The organism is Pseudomonas sp. CCOS 191, assembly GCF_001007005.1.
Taxonomy (GTDB): Bacteria; Pseudomonadota; Gammaproteobacteria; order Pseudomonadales; family Pseudomonadaceae; genus Aquipseudomonas; species Aquipseudomonas soli.
This window is the reverse complement of record NZ_LN847264.1, coordinates 919,016-941,195: the sequence shown is the minus strand read 5'-3', so window position 1 is coordinate 941,195 and position 22,180 is coordinate 919,016. Positions and strand designations below refer to the sequence as shown.

Here is a 22,180-nt window from a genome sequence, read left to right as displayed (position 1 = left end):
GACCTTCCTTAGTTGTATGGATAAAAACCGCGTTGGTCACACTCCGTACTGCAACGCCTGGCCCACCCGTGCCACGGCGTTTCAGAAATGCCATTGCAGGGTGAGCCCGGCGCCATGCTGCTGCTCGCGGCTGGCCAGGCGCCCCTGGTAATCCAGGCTCAGGTCCAGGTCGCGGGCCAAGCCCAGGCGTGCCTGCAAGCCCACCAGCGCGGCATCGCGCAAGGCCGGCGCGGTGTGCACCGCAAACGCCTGGTCGCTGCCGACAAAGGCCAGGTGCTCGCTGTCCTGGCTGCCGCTCAGGCGGTGCTGCCAGCCGAGGCTGGCCGCCAGTTGCAGGTCCTGTTGCGGGCCCAGCTGCCATTGCTGGCGGCCACGCAGGCCCAGGGTGCTGAGCCAGGCATCGCGCTGCTCATCGCCGGCATGCAGCGCCGCGGCGTCACCCTTTTCATGGAAGCTGTCGCGCTCCAGGTGCTGGTAGGTCAGGTTGGCGAAAGGCTCCAGCTGCAGTGCCGATGACGCCAGGCGATAGGCCGCCTCGGCGAACAGCTGCTGGCTGCGCGCATCGAGCCGCGCGCGCTGGCGGCCGGAGACCTCGGCATAGGCCAGGTCGCGGCGCACCTCGGCACGGTGCCAGCTGTAGCTGCCGCCCAGGCTCAGGCGCAGCTGGTCGATGTCGTGACGCACATAGCCGCCCAGGTGGTAGCTGTCGACCGTGGCCCGCGAGTGGCTGCCGCCCATGCCCAGGGAGCTGTCGCTGTAGCCGGCGGCCAGGCCGGCACGGGTCTGCGCGTCGAAGTCACGGTCCAGGCCCAGCAGCACGCCGCCTAGGGAGCTGGTGTAGGACTCGGTGCCCTGCACGCCCTCGATGCGCCCCCAACTGCCCAGGCCCTTGAGCCACAGCTGGGACGCCCCCGCCTCGCTCGAGGCAGTGTTGGCTTGCAAGGCATCCGCTTGCACACGCTCGCCCAAGGCATCGCGCAGCACTGCCCCCTGGCTGAGCAGCATCGAGTCCAGCGCCGGGTAGATCTCCCCGGCCAACTGGCGCAGGCCGTCCCGGGCCTGGTCCAGCGAGGTCGACAGCAGCAGGCTTTCGTACACCGGGTTGCCCGACCCCAGCCGCTCCACCGCGCCGCCGCTGGCGCGCTGGTTGGCCGTGGCGCCGACACTGTCGAAGGTCGCAGCGCTGCGGGACACGTCCAGTTGCACGCCGTTGGCCGAATAGTCGAGCACGGTCCCCAGGAACAGGTAGCCGGGCTGCACCAGGGCGAAGCGCCCATCGACCCCACCCGCCGCCTGCAGGATGTCGAACTGCTGCCCCACCAGGCTGGCGACCGGGCCAGCGGCCAACAGGTTCGGTCGCGCCTCGGGGGCCAGGCTCAGGTTGGCGCCAGCGACACGGGCCTGGCCACCCACCACCAGGCGGTCGCTGGCCGTGGGCGAGAGTTCCACCCGATAGGTCGAGCCCGGCTGCAAGTCCAGGTTGCCGGCGACATTCAAGGTGCCGATGGAATTCCCCGGGGCCACCACGCCGCCGGCGCTGGCGGTCAGGGCCCCGACCCGGCCGCTGCCGCCCAGGGTACCCGCGGCGTTGACCGTCACCGCCGATTGCAGGCTGCCGTTGACCACCAGCAAGCCGCCGTCGACCCGGGTCGGCCCACGGTAGCTGTTGTCCCCGGTCAGTTCCAGCCAGCCGGCCCCGGACTTGACCAGGCTGCCCTGGTAGACCCGCTGCGCGGCCGCCGCGTCGCGGGCCATGCCCAGGGCATAGTCGCTGCGATCCTGCTGGCTGGCCCCCGCGCCCAGGCCCTGCTCCCAGCCGCGATCCTTGAGGGTCTGCTGCCAGGCCTGGCGCTCCGCGGCGTCCTCGGCCTGGCGCTGCGCCAGGGCCTGGTCGGAGATGCCGTTGCTCCAGCTATCGCCCTGGCCGCGCCCGAGGTTGACGTTGAATTGACCCAGCAACTGCCCCGGGCCGTGCAACGCCCGGCCGAGGTCCGGAACACCCCAGCCCACCCGCTCGCTGGGCCCCTGGGTGGGCGAGCCATCGAGTTGGCGCGCGGTGGTCAGCAGCACCTCCAAAGCCTGCTGGTTATTCAGGTAGGGGTAACGCTGCATGACCAGGGCCAGGGCCCCAGTGGCATGGGGCGCGGCCATCGAGGTGCCGTTGTAGGTGGCGTAGCCGCCATCGGGCACGGTACTGGTGATCGCCGCACCCGGCGTGGCCAGGCACCAGTACTTGGCGATGCCGCACTGGTTGTATTTTTGCTGGTTGTTCTTGTCCAGGCCCGACACCGCCAGCCAATGGCCCTCCAGTTCCGGCTGGAAGTACGGCAGCGCCGAGCGCACGCTGGCATTGGCATACCCGCTGTTGCCGGCGCTGAACACATTGATCACACCCCGCCGCGCCACGTCACCGGCGGCGTCGAGCCAGGTGTTTTGCTGGTAATGCTGGGCGTAGGCCGCGCGCAGGTCGCCGAGGGTCTGGTAGCTGACATCCTTGGGTTGGCTGCCCCAGCTGTTGTTGATGGCCCGCGCGCCAGCATCCACCAGCGCGTCGTAGGCCGCCTTGAAGTAGCGCGGATCCGGGTCGGTGCCGAACAGGAACTTGTCGTTCTTGTTGGTGTTGCCCACATACACCTGGGCATCGAAGGCCACGCCATGCATGCCCACGCCATCGCGCGCCGCGCCCATGGTGCCGGTGACATGGGTGCCATGGCTGTCATTGGCGTCGTTGAGCACCCCGGACACACTGAACGGCGTGCCGTCCAGGTACTGGCCGGTGGCGGTGACGGGATGAAAACGCCCGGGGCTGGCCTCGGGATGGGCGGCATCGAACCCCGAGTCCAGGGCGCCGATACTGACGCCCGCGCCGGTGATGCCAGCGGCATAGGCCTGGTTGGCCTGCATGCGCTCCAGGCCCCAGTCCTGCTGGTATTCGGCCGAGCGCCAGCTGGCCGGATCGCCGGCACGGCCGGCTTCCTGATAGGCCGCCGCAGCCGAGAGCGGTAGGATAAAGGCAAACGCGAGGCACAGGGTGCCGGTCAGCCGCTTGAGCTGAGCACATCTCACATCCATGTCGATGACTTCTCTTGTTTTTGTTGTGGGGTAGAGCGTTCTTGCTCGACCCGACCGCACAACCAAGGGCGGCCACTGCGCAGGGTACTTCGGCGTCAGGCGAAAGGGATAGACATATTTTTTCGCGATTCAGTGGCAAAAAAATCGCTTCGGGGGCAGTAGCGCCCGATGGTAATCGCAGCACCCAGAAAGTAAATCGGGCTGTAAAGGTCAGACAACGGAATAGCCATGTGCCGCCATTTGCCGCGTGAGGATGCAAGCAAAATGAAGTCCGAAGGGGCTTATGCCAGGAACTGGACCAGTTACGCCCGCCCGCTGATTCATCTGCGTCTCAAAAGAATGTATAAAGCGTCAGCGCCCTGCGACCCCGACGTCCGCACAAGGAAACCCCTCCATGCTTCGGCTCACCATGCCGGCCCTGCTCCTGGCTGTAGCCGGCTGTGCCACCAAGCCTCCCGCCAACCCCGAGAACCTCTGCGAGATCTTCCGCGAGAAGCCGAAATGGCACGAGGCGGCGTTGAAGATGCAGGCGCGCTGGGGCGCCCCGGTGCAGGTGCCGATGGCGATGATGTACCAGGAGTCATCGTTCAAGCACGACGCCCTGCCGCCGCGCTATTACTTCCTCGGCTTCATCCCCTGGGGCCGGGTCAGCACCGCCTACGGCTACGCCCAGGCCAAGGACGAGACGTGGGCCGACTACAAGCGCGAAGCCGGCGGCTGGGGCGCCGCCCGCGACGACTTCGCCGACGCCCTCGACTTCATGGGCTGGTACATGCAGAAGAGCCAGCGGGTGAATGGCGTGTCCAAGTGGGACGCCTATGGCCAGTACCTGAATTACCACGAAGGCTGGGGCGGCTACCGCAACCGTAGTTACGACGCCAAGCCGTGGCTGAAGAACGTGTCGCAGAAGGTGCAGGCGCGGGCGTCGGTGTTTGGGGCGCAGTATCGGAGTTGTGAGCAGGAGCTGGCTCGGGGTGGGTGGTTCTGGTAGTCGCTGATTCGGGAGTGATGGAACACCGGGCGAGCGATGCGTTGCTGACCGGGCACGCTCTTGCAAGACGCGATGGTTCAAGTGGAGTCCGCCCAGGACACACCCCGCAATAGGGCCGCAAAGCGGCCCCGATGATGCGCAGCATCAACCTGTAGAAACACCCTCTTCTTTCATCACCTCCAGCTTGCCGAACTGCTCGCTGGCCAAGCGGCTGATGATCCGGATCGCCTGGTGAATGCCCGCTGTGTTGCGAAAGCTCAGTTGCGGGTTGTGCTCGCACTCGAGCACCTCGTCATGCTGGACCAGCGCCTCGCCTAGCAGTTCGAGGGTCCAGACGTAGCTTTGCAGGGTAGACATGCGTTCATGGTCAGTCATGGCGCACCTCGCGATTGGCGCGGTCGGCGAGGGACTGGCTGTCGATCGGGTAGAAGGTTGGGGATGGGGTGGCCGCACGGGTTGGGCGGCGGAGAGCGGATGCGAGGATCCTGTACAGACGTTTGATGGTCATGCATGAGACTCCAAGTTAGGTTGGAACCACCACGCACTGTCGCCAAACAATGGGTGGCAGCTGTACGCAGGTTGGCGAACCGGGAACTTGGAACCCGGCAGACCCGAAGGTCTCCCGCGCACAGCCGCCATGGCACGAGGCTGCGGACGCAAAAAAAGCGCCTGCAATCGTGTGGGGCGCTGCTGCGCCAAGTTTATCCGGGTCGCCAAACCCGGTCGCGGAATTTGCCGCGACTGGTAGGGAATTTATTCCTTGGGGGCTTCTAGTGCAAGGTTCTTGGGGATGGGAAATGGCGATGGAAAGCGTAGGAAATGGCTTGCACGGAGGGACTGGGTGGCAACAGTACGTGGGTTGGCCGACCGGGACGAAAGGAACCGGCACACCGGAGGTGTCCCACGTGCTGTCGCCATGATGGAAAAGTGCCCGATATTGATAGCCCTACGTGTGCATAGGGAGGCAGCTGTACACAGATTGGCGAACCGAGGAAAAGATAACCCGGCAGACCAGATGGTCTCCCGCGTACAGCAGCCATGTCACAGCAGGCGTGTGCAGGTTAGCTACATCTAGTCATTGATGAGGCTTGCTGAGATGGCTAGAAACAAAACGCCCGCACTGCAAGGACTGCGGTGATAGATGCGGAGACAGGAATCTAACAGCGGGTAATATGACCTGTATTTAAAGGAGAGTCCAGCTAAGTGCACGCAGACGTATCCCTAAACGTATCCCTAAAGCAAAAGTCACTTCTACGGAGTCGAAGCCGGGAGAGCGTCTAGGATTAGCTGAACCCAACCCAGAGCACTGCCATATGACTACCACGCCCCAAAATCTCAACACCATGCTACGCACACTGCTGAAGATGCATGAGGAAGGCCAGGAACTCGAGAGGACATTCATCGAGTCCAATGCGGAAATTTTTGAGCAACTGTGGGCGAAAGGTTACGGATGCTACCGAATCACGAGGATGCAGGCCGGTAACATCAGGCCTCGTAGGGAGTATGCCGGGCTGCTAACCCCACGTGGCATTGAGGCGGCCCGAGCCCTTGGCGGTTAATGCACCGCAACACTCCTTCTGGGATCAATGAGCTGACTGCAAGCGAAGCTTCATTCTTGCAGTTGGCAAGATAATTCGAGGGTTAACCAATCATTTGGGTGGGTTCACCCAGTGAAGCAGTTCACTAAGCTGTGAACGCTCCCGCTAACAAGAAAGCGCGGGTTTCCTGCCCCGTATCTGGCCACATCTCTCAGGGTCCCCGGCGGCTCCTGGGATCCGGGAGGTGGGAATGCCTCAGCCGCTGAAGGCACGACCAACTAGGGGCATGGGGTCGCTAGATGACTACGAATCCAAAGCAGTGTAACAGGTGTAATGGGTGTAACGACACCCAACAACTCATTGTTTTAAAAGGAAAAAACGGTGATACACGCTCAAGCCTTCGCTTTGCCCTTGCAGTGTAACAACAGATCCGGTGTAACCATGATAGGCCGCTATCGACCTATAGCAGACCTTCATCGTCCAAAGTGAATACCTATATGAATGACGATTCTGCTCCGCTACCCGTCAGAGGTTGGAAATGAGGCTGATAGGACTGCGCGATCCTTCGCTGAACCTTCCCTATAGCCTCAAAAGGCACCCTGAAAAAATCGAGCCAGATTGTTGCAAGTGGGCGCTCAGCTATCGGCAGATCTACTAGTGGCAGAAGATGACGCGCCCTCAGACGCTCACCGATCTTCAGTGTGCCGCTCGGTTCTTATACCTGCAGCAGCATGCCTTCGGCGGCAAGGTCACTGGGCAGACGTTCGGTACCGCCACCACAGGGCCGGCCATCAACCTGCTGCGCATGGAAGAGAATCTGTCCGCTGCGTGGCAGCGTCTTGCCGGCACTTACTTCGCGAACCTCTTCTGGTTCGTCTGCGCCGAGCGTTACGATCGAGCACACACCTTCGTTTAGATGAACCCGCCTCACTGGCAGACTGCCATCCATGGCGTCGACTTCCCCTTCGAGTAGTACGAGCGCATGGCCGACTTCATGTGTCGGTGCAAGGGCAAGGTGATGGTCAGCATCAACGACCACCCGGACATCAGGCGAGCCTTCGACGGCTTTCACTTCGGATGTTTGGATATCCGCTACAGCAACACAAACCAGCGACAGGGTAAAGCGGAGGTGACTGGCGAGCTGGTAATTATGAACTGGCAGCCATCCGCTTTGGATGGCTTGTTTTGATTCACTTCCGCGCTATGGAGTAGCCGGATCGGCAAGGAGAGAACGTCGCAGGCCAGCTCGGTCAGCCGCTGGTAAGCGACATCGAGAACCAAAACCTCTATGCGTTGGATACGGAAGGAGCCAGTACCCGTCTTGTATCCCAGTCGAGGCTTCATAGTGCAAACTGAAGAACTAATAGAACGATATTATAGAGGATATTATGGCTAAGGCTATTAGGTACGTTCTTGAAGAAAGAATTGCAGAAGTCCGATCGCGGCTGGAGATTGGAAGGGTAGATGGTGCTATCTATGAAGCTGTATCGAGAATTCGAACCTTGGAAGAGTCCCTAGAATATCTCAGGGGGACAGAGAATGTAGAGTTGTACAGGCATTTCCCTGTTGCTGCAATTGCTACTCTGGAAGCATATTTTCGCTCGGTTGTAACAATGATTGTTGATGCTGGTGGTGAGTATTTAACTCGCGGCTTAGCGCTGGTTGGTGATAAATTAAAAGCAGCCGAGGCTATCTCGATACTCCATAAAAAAGTAGTTAGCATTGGAGAGATAGTGGCCTATAGCTTGCCATTTAGTTCTCTTGGGCATTTAGAATCAACCCTCGATCAGTTGATTGGGCAGAAATTCAAAATTTTGGTTCGAGCCGCAATAGATCCTTTCGCGTTGAGGAACCAAACGCCAGAGGCTGCACTGGTAGTGCCAGATGTTTCGCAGCTATGGGCAAGTCTTCAAAAAACTTTCGAGATTCGCCACGTGTTGGCGCACGAGTCGGCTACAAAATTTCATGTCCAGTATGAGCAGGCACTGCTATCTGTTGAAAGTGTCTCGGGCATTATAGAGGCAATTGATTCTGTACTCTGGAGTACGGTCTGGAAAGACGAGCCGCTTACTCAGTATGAAATGAATCGCCATGCGTACGCTGAATACCATGTGCAGCGTTCAAAATTATGCGCAGCGATTAGAAATAAACGCAATGAGCTCAAAGATGCAAGAGATGCGTCTGAATTTAGGTCGTTGCATGCGCAATGGAAGTCGTGGATTAGAAAATGGGCCGACTACAGCGCCGATAGATTTGTCGGAGGATCGATACGGCCCATGATACATGCTTCGGTTATGTCGGGCGCCTATGAAAGTCGTATCAAGCAAATTGAGGACATAACTGGCTACTAAGCCCCAATCCATCATAGCACCTAGTTTCAGCGCGAGGACAGGTGAAGCAGCTTTCAAGGCGCAATTCATGAGGGCACAAAATGGTGCAATCAGTTCACCATTTCACGACAATGCATGCATTGGTCCTCGAAATGAAATGGCATCCAATCCCTGGTTGTCCAGGATTTGGATGCCATTTCCAGCCCTTATTTAAGCACAATCGGGGAACGTTCAGTCTGATTGGAAGGCTTAGTTGAGGCGAGCAATCTATATCTATGCTGATACTTCATCTTTTTTCGGTTTTTTGGCGAAAATTGATCTTTTTAGTTTATTCGCGTCTACCACCCCTTGTGCTGCTTTCACCAGTTCGTGAATTTGCGTTTCGGCGAATTCCAATTGCGTCCACATTTTATCTGGGCCGTACAATTCAATTAGGCCGCAAAGCTTAATGCCCATTCGACCTTTTTTCTCATGGACGATCACTCCCGGAAAGCCACCATTGATAGCACGGGCAGCTACCTCAATGTCTTCTTTGCTGTCAACCAGATCAAATATGAATACGCCAAGGTTGCTGTCAAGCCAGTCATGCCAGTAATTAAGTAGGGGTCCCATCGGGCCGAATGACACTGGCCTACCATCAGGGAGGAAATTTATAGCTACTTCAGGATAAAATTCGCCAATAAAATTTAAAAGCTCATTGTCATCCCTTCGCTCAAGTATGCCTGTTATTCTGTGTTGCAACTGCATCCCATCCACAAGCATGAAATATTTTGAGAATCTGTACTTATCGATTGACTCCAGAAATGTAAGAATAGGTTTCCATTTTCTTGGATCCTGCTTGGCTGCCTCTTCGTAAAACAAAGCGCCTATATCTTCCGGTGAGTGCTTGATGAAGGCTGCGGCGTAGTACTCCATGATGCTTTTGTGCAAAAAGGCAAACCCGCCGATGCCTTCTTCCATCATAAGGCATGCAACTTTAACTATGTCTTTCTTGAAGCCGTCTACTTCGCACTTACAGTCTTCCACATATTGAATGGCAGCTTCAAAGGTCGAATCGAAAGCTTCAGCATCTAAAGTTCGCCCATGGCCAAGCTCAATCACCATAAAGCAAAAGGCCTCAAATACTTTCTGTAATTTCCTTTCAGATAATCCGCTGAAGTGCTTGCGATTGAAACCTATCTTTAGTCTGTCGTGACGGGTGAACACAACATGAAAAAGCTTCTCAAAGAACTCTGGTAGAGTTCGCGGAATCTCACGCTCGGATTCATAGACCAATATTACCAGGGTCATCATTAATGGCGTGCTTATAATTCCTTCAATATTGGATGGACTCTCTTCTATTGCACTTATCAACTCTACCCTTTTGGCTGAGGGGATATTGAGTTTCTTCATAAATGGGTCATAATCATCCTCGGTTAGGGATAATAACTCCACCACTTCAAAGCCTGGTAGTTTCTGGATTTCATTTCCCGGCCTAGAAGAAATGATTAGTCGAAGGTCAGGGTACCTAATTTGAAGGAACTCAATTTCTTCCACGACATCGTTCACAGACTCATCAGATATCTCATCGAAGCCATCTAGTAACAAGCAAAGCTTGCCTGAGGATGCAATATATTCGAATACTCCCTCCGACATGTCTAGGCCTATTGAGTTCATGTAGCGCTCAACTGCTTGCACGATAGTCCGCTTTGGGGAAATCGTTCGAAGCTCTAGGAATATAGGGATATCATGGAAGTCTTCGTCCCTTAGCATTGTTGCTGCTAGGTATCTCAAAAATATCGACTTCCCTCTGCCGACTATCCCCTCTATGATCAAATTCCCGAGCGGCAGGTCTTTTATCTTCTTTATGGCTAGTCGATCTTCATTGACCTTAATGGATGATGGGTAATAAAAATCCATCACTGACATTTCTTTGTCAGGAGACCAGATGGTCTTAACTTTTTCTACCTTAAGTAGACTGCGAGCAAATTTCTTTCCGCCTTGTGCTATGTGAATCTTCTCTAGCGACTCTTTTATTGCGCCTTTGGCTGCATTATATAAATCATTTATGGCAGGGGTAAGACTGCGCGCAACTAGAGTAGTTAATGCTGCGGAAGTAAGTGCCATTTGTCATCCTTAGACCTTAGAAAAAGGCAAAATGCCAGATTGGCATACTAGCCTTTAGATATCATGATTTCTAGCCGCTTGTGCATCGACCGATATGAAGGTCATGTGAGAGCATGAAGGTTTTCAAAGGACGCGCTTCGGCTGTATCACGGTCTTTATCGCAGGCGTTTACAACTGACTTGAGTACAAGCTGGTCCGCTGCGTGAGGGGGACGGAGTACCATCCGCGCGTCAGTAGTGGGTACACCCCGCAACAGCTGGCTTGGCACGTGGCCTAGTGACATCCATCCATCATCGGTGCTGCTCATGGGTGGCTTCAGCCAGCCGTGCGTTTACAACCGCCGCGCACTGTGTGACCGATCAAGTCCTCAGGCGTGATATGCCAGATGAGATGGCCTCAGCATGAAGATCGAGGGTCGCTAGGGCGGCCATGACGCTTTCATGAACGTTGGACCGAGCCACAATGAGGCGACTCTGTTGGGAAGGTCCGCTTCCGACCCAAGCGGCCGGTCGCGAAAGGCGGATTTCGGCCCATAGCTGCCCTTGAAAAATGGCAGCTAACGGCCAATAGCCGTTACTAACTGTTTTCAAGGCATCATCCCTTCGCTAGAGCCCTATAATGATTCAACACAGCGGAATGGGCTGATCATGAAGCGAACCCTAAAAGGTATGGCCAAAGCTGGAGAGCCGTTGCACGCGAAGCACTTGAAGCGATAAGAGCGCAGCACGACGCTGAAGTTGGCGGAGCACCGGTGGAGGAAGTCGAGTGTCTTAAACTGCTTGCGGACTCGCTTTATCAAGCGGCGGTAGATTTCCAGTTGCTGGGAACCGGCAATCTGTCCGAGACGATTCACTAACGTAAGAGCATTGATGCCCAAACTGTCCGAGATCTTACCGCCCGACAATCCGGCCTACTCCGAGGCAGTTGAGGCAATGCGCCGCTATCACGAGGCTCAGGGCTCATGTGCGCCTGCAATCGAAGTGGAAAGATTGCGTGATTGCTGAATGTCTGTTCCAGGCTGTTACCGACTACCAGGTGAAGACCTTCGGCAAGGGGGGCAGAACACTCATTGAGCAGCAGTTGCTCGGGAGAGGTGCCTGGTGTTGCGAATTGCTGCTTTCGACTCGAAGCAGAGCTTCTGCAAGGGCCGCTAACGGCCAAAAGCTGCTAGCCACGAACTCTGTGTCTTCGACCCAGCGCAATCCTTCATCACGTTCGACTAGAGTCGGTTGCAGCCATTCGCGATGTGACCGCTAACGACCCAAAGCCGCCCTTGGGCGAAACGAAATTTTTCCTCCCTGGCTAGCTTTTTCGTGGAAATATAACCCTACGCTGCACACACCTTAAGTAAATTCCTGTTTTCGCACTTCGCACTCTGCCAGCACTTTTTCTAGCCAAGACTCATACCAGTACCAGGTATTCATTACGGCGACCCCAAACCCTTTTCCTTGTTTCTTTGCCTCGTGATTTTGCCACATTCTGGTATGGTGCATCATATTGAATCGTGGATACCCCGCATTTTTTACCTTTTCAACAATTGCTGAAGGCAAGAATTTAGGACGCTCTATCTCTTTGATTTGGATATACTTCGTATTCACTCCTTGAGCCATTTCTGACCCTGGCCTAATGAACTCAATAACCTGATCAGCCTGCCCCTTATGATTCGCAGTTTTAGGCACGAAGAAAACGCGGTAGGAGAACTTAGGATCATTGAACTCCTCATCAGTTAATGCTAGGTCAAACTCTGTAATATAAGCTCGAATATTTTCAGGGAGACCGTCTGCCTGAGACAATCGATCCACCTGCTCCTTATTTAACGAGGAGAATTGCAAGCTAAATGACAAGTGCTTATCTATGCCGCAGTCATGACCAAACAACGACTTGATCAGTTCATTATAGTTTAGGCAGCAGGCTTGAAACCTAGCACTTAGCAACTGATCTATTCTAGTCGTCATCTGGTGTTCGATCTCATGCCTCAATCCGATTAGAAACTTGAGATTATTCGCAACACTGGCATTTACAGGTGACTGTGGGCAATTCAAGCATTTCTCTAACTCCCAATGCTTAACTGCACCCTTAGCGGTTTTTTGAAATCTTTTCCGTGCGCCTTCCATCTTGAAGTAACGGTACTCAATTCCGTTCTTTCGATAAAAAGCATGAAGGAGATAAGTCCAAGAAATCATCATCAGGACTATAAATATCTCAGACTTAAATGTGAGGGCAGGATTATTAAAAATCTGGACTGAAGCGAGAGCAGCCTCCCTCGATTTTTTGATAAGCTCACCGGCCACAGAACCGACCGATCGCACTCTTTTCTCTGGTGCCATCCTCATTATCCTTAACGTAAACCACTTACGGTTAATACAGAACCATGAAAAATGGCCACTGCGCCCGAAAATTTGCGTTTTGATCCTTAAATCATAGCCATATATCGCGGAAAATCCAGTATTGGCTTGTGGCCTGATGGATTGAGTGGGGCTTTGAACTGAACATACATCCACATACCGATTACCGTTTCTGAAACGTGATGGCTGACTGCATATAAGCGCAATCTTAGTGCTACCAGGGGGGGCTTTCAGAGTGACTGAATGGGTCGATAGCGGTCCGTCGTGACTGGATGTTCTCTCTACCCATATTGGACATCCGCGAGCTTGGCCAAGCTGCTTTTGACGGGATCAACCGTAACCATCGCAATAACAAACAGCCCGCATCTGCGGGCTGTTTCTGGGTTACGCTTCGATCAGATCCACTAAGGTGATGCCTTTAGCGCCTTCTAGCAAATCGTCCCGGTCGAGCTCTGTGGCTGAGGGGCCGAAGAGCGGGATCGACAGGTCTGACAACATCATGCTCCCGCTACCTCGATGATGGTCTGCGGCAAGAATTCGAGAGCCCACAACGGCAAGTTGCTTGGCTAAGCGATTCCATTCATCGCCGAGGGCCAAAACGGCTGCGCATAGGGCATGGTCCTGAGCTTGGCTAGACTCCTGTTTAGCCTTGGAGATTTTAGCATCGAGCGCCTCAATTTCCGCCTGCAATGCAGCGACAATCAGTTCTTGGCGCCTTGCATGTTCATCAGCCTCAATGAGCAAGGTGCTAGCTTTCTCCATCGCGGTGCTTGCAGCCTTTTCACCCTCACTGTTACCGGCTGCTACGTTGTGGGCGTAGAGGTTCGCAGCATCAATCTCAGCTTGCTGTGCCCTCTCGATGGCTAGATTTGATTCTTTTTGGATCGCTTGCAGGCGATCAAGAACAAGCGTGCGAGTGCTCTCCAGTGAAATTACGGTCTTAACTGAATCGGACATGACTTGACGAGCCTTTGTCTTGGCCTGCTTCGCATTCGCCAAGCTTTCCTGATAGCTGATCTCGCGTTCAATTCGCTCAATAGCACCAGGAATACTGCGCAAGCGTCCCTCTGCGCTGGAAAGCTTATTCATAGCCGCCGTACTTTCAGGGCTGCCAATGCAATTTCCATGACGGTTCCAGTTACTCGGTGTTGCTTCCCACGCGGCCCTCAGGCCCGGAATGCTACCTTCAAGAGAGTCACGCTCTGCAATCAATTCGTCACGCTGCTTTTTCAGTTCTTTCATACTCAACACCTAATGATTGGAAGTGGTTATGCGAGAGGCTGGCAAGGCCGCATGTTGCCGACACTACCTCGTGGGTTTAGAGGCAGTGATTCAAGCGGCCAGTACTTCGTTCTCAGCCGGTTCAGGGATCGTCACGACGACGTAGCAGCGCTGTAGTCCGAGGCCGGGCAGGCGCACAGAGGTGGAGGCCTTGCCATCTTTGCCTGGCTCCAATACCCGACGCCTCAGCAGCTCTTTGTTCACCGCATTGAGGTTCATGCCTCGGAAGATTTCAGACCGCCAAGCTTCAGGAAGTACGTAATAGGTTGTCGTCGTGTGCGACGTGTCACCCATGCCGTGCTCCATCGACTTGCGAAAGCCGAGCCGGTCAATAGTGCGGGGGCCGTGTTCATCTACCTTGGCAGCCGTCGATTCCCAGCGGGTGAAGCGGCTCTCTCCAAAACGCTCAATCACCTGGCGCAGGCGTGCGAGAATCGCATCACCCTCCATGTTTCCAGCGCCACCTCGCTCAGCTAACCAGGCATTCAGGCATACGCGGGCTGAGTCGAGCGCCAGACCGTCTGGCCACCCCGTAACGCCTAGGGCGGTGGCCAGCTCTCCCGCAGCCGCTGCCAAACCGAAACGTGTTGCGGCCCGCTGGGCCTGGCCGCTAGCACTGGCCGGGAGCGCTTCAGCAGTGAAACGCTCCACGGTGCTGCGTACCATGGATGTATAGGCGCGCAACTTGGTCGGGTCGCAGAGGGCCGACAGGAAGGCAAAGGCAGGCGAGCCGTAAAACTTGTTCACCCGAGCCTTGAGCGCGTCTGACAGAGCGGCGGCATCGTCGAAGCCATGCAGTTCCTCGAATAGCCCAAGCCCTTTGCTGGCATCAGCAGGGACAGCAAGCAGACGTACCTCCATACCTGCTTTCAAATCCTTATTTGCCTCGGCCATGTGCTGCGCAAGGGTCTTTTCTCCGGTGGAGAGAAACAGCAAGCGCCACTCTTGAACTTGGCGCCCGCTCATGCCCCGATCATTGGCCCGCGCCTTGCCGGTACCGTTGCCGAGCATGTAGACCGTTTCACCGATGATCCGTGGGTCGCACATCCCGATCTCATCGAGCACCAGCAATCCGTCCGAGTGCGCCGCCGCGATACTTTCCAGGGCGTTGTCCGTAGAGCGCCAGGAGCGCACCAGACGCGGCCCACCCCAAACCGAAGCCGCCACCTGCAAATGGGTGGTCTTTCCGCCCGAGCTATCACCGTACAGGTGGAAGCCGCCCGATTCATGCCCAAGCAGGTGCAGTACCGCTCCAGCGAAAGCCACGCACACGACGAACGCCAAGCGGTTGTTCCCAACGCACAGTGCGCCGATTTGCTGCTGCCACTGTTCTAGTGTCCCTATCTGCGTAATGGGCGGAAGCTGGGCGCCGGCCTCGTAGAAATGCAGATACTCAGTGCTTGCCCCTATCTGCCGATCCGGCACCAGATAGGCGTCCCCATGCCAGCCCAGTCGGGTTACCAGGCGGGCGCGCTCGGAACCGTCATAGCCTTGGAGGTAGCTCTGCAGGTCGTTGCGCGAATTGCGAGCAGTGCGCACGGGTGCCAGGCGCAGCCCCATATCAACCAATGGCGCGAGCACTTCCTTGCCAAAGTCGCCCGCCATTGCCCTGGCCGGAATGTTGAGGCGTTTGCTGGCCCCATCCGGGTCATCGAACTCCACCAGCAGACCCCAGCCGTGGCCCTTTTCGTCACGAGTGCGCGCAAGTATTTCTAGACGTGAACAAACCGCACGCGCTTCGCCATCGTCACCGACATAGAACACCCCATCCTTTGTGACACGGAAGCCGCTCGGGGGCGGGGCGGTTTTCTTCTCGGGTTGCTGCTTGGCCCGGCCAGTGGTCTTGCTCTGCTTGGCTGGAGCGGGTGTGGCGGCAGGTGCGAGGGCGAACAGTTCCCCGGTGCGTTGCAGCTCTGCCAAGTGTTGGGCAGTCCAGCCTTTGGATTGAGCATCTGCAGCATCGTCACCTTCGCGCCACTCACCGCCTGGGGAGACGGTGGGGTGCTCACCGTCCATACCAGGGAGCTGCCCGAACACCGTCAAGGCTACCGTCTGCACCGTGGCAGCTCCGAGTTTTCGCAGGTGGTCGGCCAAGGCATCCATGCACTTCAAGCCTGGGGCATCGTTGTCAGGCCACAGCAACACGTCACGCCCGACTAGCGCCGCGAAATCAGCCTTATGCCAAGAGTTCGTCCCGTTGGGCCAGCAGGTGGCAACATATTCAGGCAGCAGCTCGACAGCGGCATCGGAGGCCTTCTCACCCTCGCAGAGTACGACTGGTGCCGCTGGGCGTTTAGCCAGCTCATCAAGATTCAACAGCGGACGTGGGTCAGGTAAGCCCTGCCAGCGCCAAGCAAGCGAGCCATTGCCCGAGTGTTTGCACCAGGTAAGTGGCGCAAACACTTTGCGCGCCGAGCCGGTCTCATCCGGCACCAAGTCGAAGCGATACAACACCATGAGGGGCTGACCACTGGCATTGCGGTAGATCCAGACTTTTGAGGGCTTACCGTGCTGCCTGTGCGTATGCATTACCTTCTGCATCGCCTGCTCAGGAATGGGAAGCACTGGTATCCAGTCCTGTCTCGAGACTTTTGTACTGGGCGGCTTGGTGCTTGTGCTACCTGGCTCGACGCAAAGAAAGGCCGCAAGTTTGTTGCAGGCGTCCATATCAGTGACGCGATCCAGGTAGCGCACCAGGTCAATCAAATCGCCACCTTTGTCACCCGTAGCAAAGTCACACCAAGTGCCCTTGGCTAAGTTGACCTTAAGAGAGCCTGCGTGCTTGTCAGTTCGTGTAGGGTTTGGAGCGGTGTACTCCTTACCGCCATCTACCCGTTTACCGCCCGGCAACCAGTTAGAAAGGACTTGCTCGATTGACCTGAGGGAAGCGTGTTTGACTTCGGAAAAGCTGGGGCGCTTGCTCATTTGCGATCCCCATGCACCAGTTGATAAGTGGACCTGTCGCCGTGCAAGGCCAAAGACCGAATCAGCCCTACGGTGCCTTGGACGTCCCAAATAACATTCGCTATTACTGAGTCAGACAACCTCTCAACATCCGAACCCGAATTGAACTGCGCCATGAGCAAGTGCAAAACGGCGTCGACGCGGGAACACGCCGCAGTGATGGCATCAATTGGCACACCGGCAGCATTGGTGGCGCATACGGATAGAAGATCTTCGGGGAGACGCCCCTCAAGTCCCTGGAATGCAGATTTCATTGCGCACCCCCTACGGTTTCCAGGGCGCGGGCAAGGTTCATATGTCGGTTGTAACGTGCGAGGCGGGTAGCAAGACTGGAGTTTGCGTGAAGAGCGGCGAGAGCCATTGCCCGGTGGGCGGCGGCGCGAATTTTGGACGGATTGAGGGCGTGCATGTGAAGCTCCTATTGTTGAGGAGCTGCCACGGATCGTCGCCAAACGATTAAGGGTGGCAGCTGTACGCGGGTTGGCGAACCGGGACAATAGGAACCCGGCAGACCCGAAGGTCTCCCACGCACAGCCGCCATAACGCAGAGATGCGGGCACAAAAAAAGCGCCAGCAATCGATATGGGGGCGCCTGTGCGCCTATTGTTTATCGGGTCGCCAAACCCGGTCACTGAATTTGCAGCGACAGACGGAGCATAGCGTCTCGATTTAATAAGAGCAATACACGAGGCTTGCGCGATCACGAACGACGTCATAGATTGAGGGGGCATACGAATGTACCTCTAACGCCTCCGGTTGCAGCCGGGGGCGTTTTCGTTAGTGCTTAGCGACGACAGGGCGGACCAGAGACAGCCAACTTAGATGCTGGCCATTGCGAGACTCTGAACGCATGTGCTCCAAGGCAGCGGGATTGGCCAGCAGGTTGGGGATTAATTGCCGCGCGTCTTCGATAACTACACCCGATGGCACCTCGACGGCCAGCATCACCCATTCCAGCGACGGCCAGGCCAAGAGCAGAACGTGTGCCCCCTCGGAAATGGCACGATCACGCAAGGCGCGCAGACGATCACGGCCCATGGCAACTGTAGGCCGAGCATTTTCAAGTACTCCGACCGCATCGAGAATCGTGTGTGGTAGGAAGATGGGTGTCATGCCGCCACCTTGTTGCGAGCGGCAATGCGGGCACGAGTCCAATCCAACACTTCAGATAAAACCCAGGCAACGGGCGCACCGCGAGCGGTGCTATCAGTAAGTTTGACCGGCTGGGGAAAACCGCTTTCAGGCTGGCTCATCAGCTTGTAGATCGTCGGGCGTGCAAGACCTACCAGCGCGACCACATCGGTTATGCGGATCAACCGAGTTGCTGGGTCAAATCTAAGTGGATTGGTATCGTCGAGGCTAGCGCCTGGATTTGATGGAGTGGGAGAAGTAGCGTTTGCGATGCTACGAGTTGTCATAGCTAGTGCCCTGTATTGGTATGAACAGGGCCCACTATTTATGCCGATTCACAGGGGAAAGAAACAGGGGAATTTCTAGCCGGCTGGAGTTATCCCCATCTAACTTCTAGGGCGCACCGACGACGTAGCTTGACGACATTCCTACCCGACGAACGGTAGTGACCGACGCCAGCGCGCTGCGTTGCTTTCAAAGGGGGGTCAGTTACCACCTTGATCAAGCCAGCTAGCCAGATCATGAAGGTAAACCACACGCTGGATGCGTCCACCCCAGTCGCCCTTTACTACCCGCAACGTTAGCCTCCCTTTGCCTAGCTCTCTGAGAAGTGCAGGTGTGCCCAAATGCTGCAGATAGTGCTGTCGCACGATCTCAAGCGGTAAGCACATGCTGCCGTAACGTTTCAGAAGCATGTCGTATGTTTGGGTATCAACCATTTATCCTCCCCCGCGCCCCATGCCTGGGGCTAAATCCCGCGCCATGTGGAGATTTTGTGTCCAAGCGAAGAGCTGCCAGCAGGAAGAGCTGGGCTTTTCGGCTGTTACACTGTTCCGCCTTGTTACACCGGGTCTAAGCCGAGACTACTCAAGGTGTAACAACGACATTGCCCAAGAATTTCAACAGGTTGTGGCCTGCCGCTACACCAGTTACACCTGCTACACCGCCATTGAAGAGGGCGAGCATCGTCCCCGGTCGCATGCCATCTATTTCATGATCGTGGTAACCGCCCATGGGCGAAATCGTATGGCGTAATTGCATCCTTGCGATTGGCATCCAAGTAATCGGCCCACCACTGCACCATAAGCCTACGCTCTTGTATGTGCTCAGCCTTGTGGATGTAGGCTGCACGTACCGTGTTTCTCTCCTGGTGGCTCATTTGCCGTTCGACAGCGTCCTTACTCCACAGCCCAGACTCAACCAGTGCGGAGCAAGCCATAGTTCGAAAACCATGGCCGCATACCTCTGCCTTGGTGTCATACCCCATACGCCGCAGCGATTTGTTCACGGTGTTCTCGCTCATGGGTTTCCAGTGATTGTGGTCACCCGCAAACACCAGATCGAAACGACCAGTGAGGTTACGGATTTTCTCCAGCACCTCTATAGCCTGTCGGCTGAGCGGTACCAGGTGTGGAGTGCTCATCTTGGAGCCACGATGGGAGTTCTTCACACCCTCAATAGCCACCCTTTCGCCAGGGATTTCCCACATCAGCCTCCCCATGTCTATCTCTCCCCAGCGAGCGAAGCGGAGCTCGCTGGAGCGGATGAACACCAACATAGTCAGTTGCACCGCGAGCTTGGTCAGGCCGCGCCCGCTGTCGGCATCTATCCGCTGGAGAAGCTCAGGTAAGCGCTCGAATGGCAAAGCAGGCCGGTGCGCTGTTTTGCGGGTAGCCGTGGCGCCTTGCAGATCGATCGCAGGGTTGAAATCTAGATGGCCATGCTGAACCGCCATACGGAGGATGCCCGTCATGTACTGGCGTAGGCGTGCAGCCGTATCCAAGGTATCCCGTTTTTCCGCTGCTTTCAGCGGAACAAGCAGATCCCGTGTTTTGAGCTCCGCGACCGGACGATCACCGAGAGTGGGCAACAGGTGGGATTCAATGCGTCGCCACACGGTGGAAGCATGACCAGGTGTCCACTTACGAGCGCAAGCCGCATGCCATTCCTGAGCAAGCAAACGGAATGTATTCGATCGGGCGTTTACCGCTTCCTGTTTGTCCAAGCGCGCCTGCTCGATGGGGTCTTTCCCAGCAGCAAGAAGCTCAAGCGCCAGGGCGCGTCGCTCCCTGGCCGCTTTCAAGCCGAGCGCCGGATAGTTGCCAAACGTGGCTAAACCATCACGGCCATCAGGTTTGGTGTACTTCATACGCCAAGTCTTGACCCCTGACGGCTTCACCAGCAGATAGAGGCCTTTGCCATCGAACAGCTTGTAATCCTTCTCCCGAGGCTTGGCCGCATCACATTTGGGATCGGTGAGAGGCACCACTGTGCGCGCCATAGGGATACGTTTCCTTGTCGAACCGAGATATCCCTAACCATATCCCTAAATCGCGTAGATGCCCAGAGTCAAAACGAGACAGACAGAAACAACAAAGCCCGCGCTAGGCGGGCTTTTCGGGGTGTTTCGTAGACAGTCATAGACTTCTGGAAACTGGTCTCTGGTGCCGGAGACAGGAATCGAACCTGCGACCTTCGCGTTACGAGTGCGCTGCTCTACCGACTGAGCTACACCGGCGTGTTGCGCAACGTACCACTGCCGTGTCGGTTACGCAAACCCCTGTTTCACCTCACTTTCATTGCACCGTGCAGCCATTGGGCGCGAGGTCTTCCTCTACTGTGGTCACGCAAGTCCAGCCTGCCTGGGTACGCGCCAGGGTCACGGTCTTGCCCAGCACATTGGCCGGTGCGTCGGCCAGGGTGCAGGTGATGCTGGCGGTGCCGTCGGCGGCCTTGCCACTGGCGGTGATCGCGCAATGGGCGGTGGCGGGCTGGCCGCCGAGGCTGGCGACGTCGGGTACGTCCTTGCCGTCGTTCAGGCGCACGTCCATCGGCGTCTTCAGCGCGGAAATCTCCAGCAGCGCGGCGGTAGCCTTGGCGCGGGCCTGGTGGTTGGTGTACATGGGGATGGCGATGGTCGCCAGGATGCCGATGATCGCGACGACGATCATCAGTTCGATCAGGGTGATACCTCGTTGCCCTTTCATGAACGGTCTTCCTTCGTGATACGTGGAGGCGCGGCGGGCGCTTTCATCGTGGCGTGCCCCGGCCGGCAGGCGCGCAGTAGGCCTGAACCGACACCTTTTGTCACCCCTGCGCGGCGGGGCGTCATCTTCGCTGGACTACTCTAGTGAGCCACAGGGAAACGCGCCCGGCAGCAGGCCGGGCAAGCTGTTACCGGGCTTTTCGCCCCCGCGCAAAAGGACTCTCGCCATGCCTGCTTCCACCCGTCTGTACGCCTGGGAAGGCATCGATGCCAGCGGCACGCCGCAACAGGGCCAGCACATTGGGCGCAGCCCGGCGTTCGTGCAGGCGTGGTTGCGCCAGCAGGGGATTCGCGCGACGCGGGTGCGGCTGGCGGGTGGGCTGCGCTGGCGCTGGCCGCAACGGGCGGGCAAGGCGGATGCGCCGGGGTTCAGCCGCCAGCTGGCGACCTTGCTCACGGCGGGGGTGCCGCTGTTGCAGGCGTTCGAGGTGATGGCACGCAGCACGGTGAACAGCGCCATGGCGGCGTTGCTGGCGCGGTTGCAACAGGATGTGGCGGCGGGGTTGGGCTTGGCGGATGCCTTGCAGCGCCATCCGGGGTGGTTCGATGCGCTGTACTGCAACCTGGTGCGGGTGGGCGAGCAGTCGGGCACGCTGGACCGACAGCTGGAGCAGATGGCGACCATGCTGGAGAAACGCCAGGCGCTGCGGCAGAAGGTGCGCAAGGCGATGCTGTATCCGGCGCTGTTGCTGCTGACGGGGTTGGGGGTGGCGGCGTTGTTGCTGCTGGAGGTGGTACCGCGGTTCCAGGGGTTGTTCGCCAGTTTCGACAAGGCGCTGCCGGCGTTCACCCAGTGGGTGATCGATTTATCCACAGGACTGGGCAATCACGTCGGGTGGTTGGTGCTGTTGATAACTGCGCTGGGGTTTGGCGTGCGGGCGTTGTACCAACGGCATCTGCCGGCGCGCCTGTGGATATTGCGCGGGGTGTTGCGGGTGCCGGTGGTGGGCTCACTTCTCGGGCAGGCGGCGCTGGCGCGCTTTGCCCGCAGCCTGGCGACCTCTTATGCCGCCGGGGTGGCGTTGCTGGATGCGCTGGCCACGGTGGCGCCGGTGAGTGGTAACAGCCTGCACGAGCGGGCGATCCTCAAGTTGCGCCAGGACGTGGCCGGCGGCATGGGATTGCAGCAGGCAATGGAGGCGGATGCGCTGTTCCCGCCGCTGTTGCGCCAGCTGGTGGCGGTGGGCGAAGCCAGCGGCACCCTCGACCGGATGCTGGACAAGGCCGCGCTGCATTACGAAGAACAGGTGAGCCAGGCGCTGGAGCAGTTGACCACGCTGCTTGAGCCGGCCATCGTGCTGATCCTCGGGCTGCTGGTGGGGGGCCTCGTCGTGGCGATGTATTTGCCGATCTTCCAGTTGGGTAGCCTGATCTGA

General features: G+C 57.2%; 15 protein-coding genes, 1 tRNA gene and 2 pseudogenes. 5 read left to right on the top strand and 13 right to left on the bottom strand.

Annotated elements, in window-relative coordinates; genetic code table 11:
• Positions 1–81: 81 nt before the first annotated feature.
• Positions 82–3,072 carry an autotransporter serine peptidase EprS gene (eprS, locus tag CCOS191_RS04350; protein ID WP_046854188.1) on the bottom strand — a complete coding sequence of 997 codons (2,991 nt, stop codon included), beginning with the start codon at positions 3,070–3,072 and terminating at the stop codon, positions 82–84.
• 394 nt (positions 3,073–3,466) lie between these two features.
• On the opposite strand from eprS, the gene CCOS191_RS04345 reads away from it, so the two are divergent.
• The gene (locus CCOS191_RS04345; protein ID WP_046854187.1) at positions 3,467–4,063 is read left to right on the top strand and encodes a transglycosylase SLT domain-containing protein; all 597 of its coding nucleotides are present in this window, start codon (positions 3,467–3,469) and stop codon (positions 4,061–4,063) included.
• Between the two features lie 144 nt (positions 4,064–4,207).
• Here CCOS191_RS04345 and CCOS191_RS04340 read toward each other — a convergent pair whose 3' ends face one another.
• Together CCOS191_RS04340 and CCOS191_RS27820 are read right to left on the bottom strand one after the other, a co-directional pair.
• On the bottom strand, positions 4,208–4,438 hold the full coding sequence (locus tag CCOS191_RS04340; RefSeq protein WP_046854186.1) for a hypothetical protein: 231 nt from the start codon (positions 4,436–4,438) through the stop codon (positions 4,208–4,210).
• A complete protein-coding gene (locus CCOS191_RS27820) occupies positions 4,431–4,571 on the bottom strand; it encodes a hypothetical protein (RefSeq protein ID WP_156177506.1) in 141 nt (46 codons plus the stop codon). Before CCOS191_RS27820 ends, CCOS191_RS04340 begins: the two co-directional genes overlap by 8 nt.
• A gap of 1,655 nt (positions 4,572–6,226) precedes the next feature.
• On the opposite strand from CCOS191_RS27820, the pseudogene CCOS191_RS28325 reads away from it, so the two are divergent.
• Together CCOS191_RS28325 and CCOS191_RS27815 are read left to right on the top strand one after the other, a co-directional pair.
• Positions 6,227–6,790: pseudogene (locus CCOS191_RS28325) on the top strand (DNA adenine methylase); the annotation flags it as partial.
• Positions 6,791–6,989: 199 nt separating this feature from the next.
• The gene (locus CCOS191_RS27815; RefSeq protein ID WP_156177505.1) at positions 6,990–7,952 is read left to right on the top strand and encodes a lysozyme inhibitor LprI family protein; all 963 of its coding nucleotides are present in this window, start codon (positions 6,990–6,992) and stop codon (positions 7,950–7,952) included.
• Between the two features lie 252 nt (positions 7,953–8,204).
• Here the strand turns inward: CCOS191_RS27815 and CCOS191_RS04325 are convergent, their stop codons facing one another.
• Positions 8,205–10,037, bottom strand: coding sequence for an NACHT domain-containing protein (locus CCOS191_RS04325; RefSeq protein ID WP_082120354.1), 1,833 nt, complete (start codon positions 10,035–10,037; stop codon positions 8,205–8,207).
• Positions 10,038–10,906: 869 nt separating this feature from the next.
• Between CCOS191_RS04325 and CCOS191_RS28315 the strand changes: the two are divergent.
• Positions 10,907–11,087: pseudogene (locus CCOS191_RS28315) on the top strand (hypothetical protein); the annotation flags it as partial.
• A 293-nt stretch (positions 11,088–11,380) separates the two neighbouring features.
• Here the strand turns inward: CCOS191_RS28315 and CCOS191_RS04320 are convergent.
• From CCOS191_RS04320 to CCOS191_RS04285, 9 genes are all read right to left on the bottom strand, one after another.
• A complete protein-coding gene (locus CCOS191_RS04320; protein ID WP_046854183.1) occupies positions 11,381–12,364 on the bottom strand; it encodes a DUF3644 domain-containing protein in 984 nt (327 codons plus the stop codon).
• Positions 12,365–12,766: 402 nt separating this feature from the next.
• Positions 12,767–13,624: a hypothetical protein gene (locus CCOS191_RS04315; RefSeq protein ID WP_046854182.1), complete on the bottom strand. Its 858-nt coding sequence runs from the start codon at positions 13,622–13,624 to the stop codon at positions 12,767–12,769.
• A 90-nt stretch (positions 13,625–13,714) separates the two neighbouring features.
• Positions 13,715–16,588 carry a DUF927 domain-containing protein gene (locus tag CCOS191_RS04310; RefSeq protein WP_046854181.1) on the bottom strand — a complete coding sequence of 958 codons (2,874 nt, stop codon included), beginning with the start codon at positions 16,586–16,588 and terminating at the stop codon, positions 13,715–13,717.
• Positions 16,589–17,404: 816 nt separating this feature from the next.
• The gene (locus CCOS191_RS04300) at positions 17,405–17,740 is read right to left on the bottom strand and encodes a hypothetical protein (RefSeq protein WP_046854179.1); all 336 of its coding nucleotides are present in this window, start codon (positions 17,738–17,740) and stop codon (positions 17,405–17,407) included.
• Positions 17,737–17,943, bottom strand: coding sequence for a helix-turn-helix transcriptional regulator (locus tag CCOS191_RS26995; protein ID WP_253168138.1), 207 nt, complete (start codon positions 17,941–17,943; stop codon positions 17,737–17,739). Before CCOS191_RS26995 ends, CCOS191_RS04300 begins: the two co-directional genes overlap by 4 nt.
• A gap of 300 nt (positions 17,944–18,243) precedes the next feature.
• Complete coding sequence (locus tag CCOS191_RS26990; protein ID WP_082120352.1) at positions 18,244–18,477, bottom strand: pyocin activator PrtN family protein; 234 nt, start codon at positions 18,475–18,477, stop codon at positions 18,244–18,246.
• Between the two features lie 272 nt (positions 18,478–18,749).
• The gene (locus CCOS191_RS04295) at positions 18,750–20,039 is read right to left on the bottom strand and encodes a tyrosine-type recombinase/integrase (protein ID WP_046854178.1); all 1,290 of its coding nucleotides are present in this window, start codon (positions 20,037–20,039) and stop codon (positions 18,750–18,752) included.
• Between the two features lie 161 nt (positions 20,040–20,200).
• Positions 20,201–20,276, bottom strand: a tRNA-Thr gene (locus tag CCOS191_RS04290).
• 58 nt (positions 20,277–20,334) lie between these two features.
• Positions 20,335–20,745: a pilin gene (locus tag CCOS191_RS04285; RefSeq protein ID WP_046854177.1), complete on the bottom strand. Its 411-nt coding sequence runs from the start codon at positions 20,743–20,745 to the stop codon at positions 20,335–20,337.
• A 226-nt stretch (positions 20,746–20,971) separates the two neighbouring features.
• Between CCOS191_RS04285 and CCOS191_RS04280 the strand changes: the two genes are divergently transcribed.
• Positions 20,972–22,180, top strand: a complete 1,209-nt coding sequence (locus CCOS191_RS04280; RefSeq protein WP_046854176.1) for a type II secretion system F family protein — start codon at positions 20,972–20,974, stop codon at positions 22,178–22,180.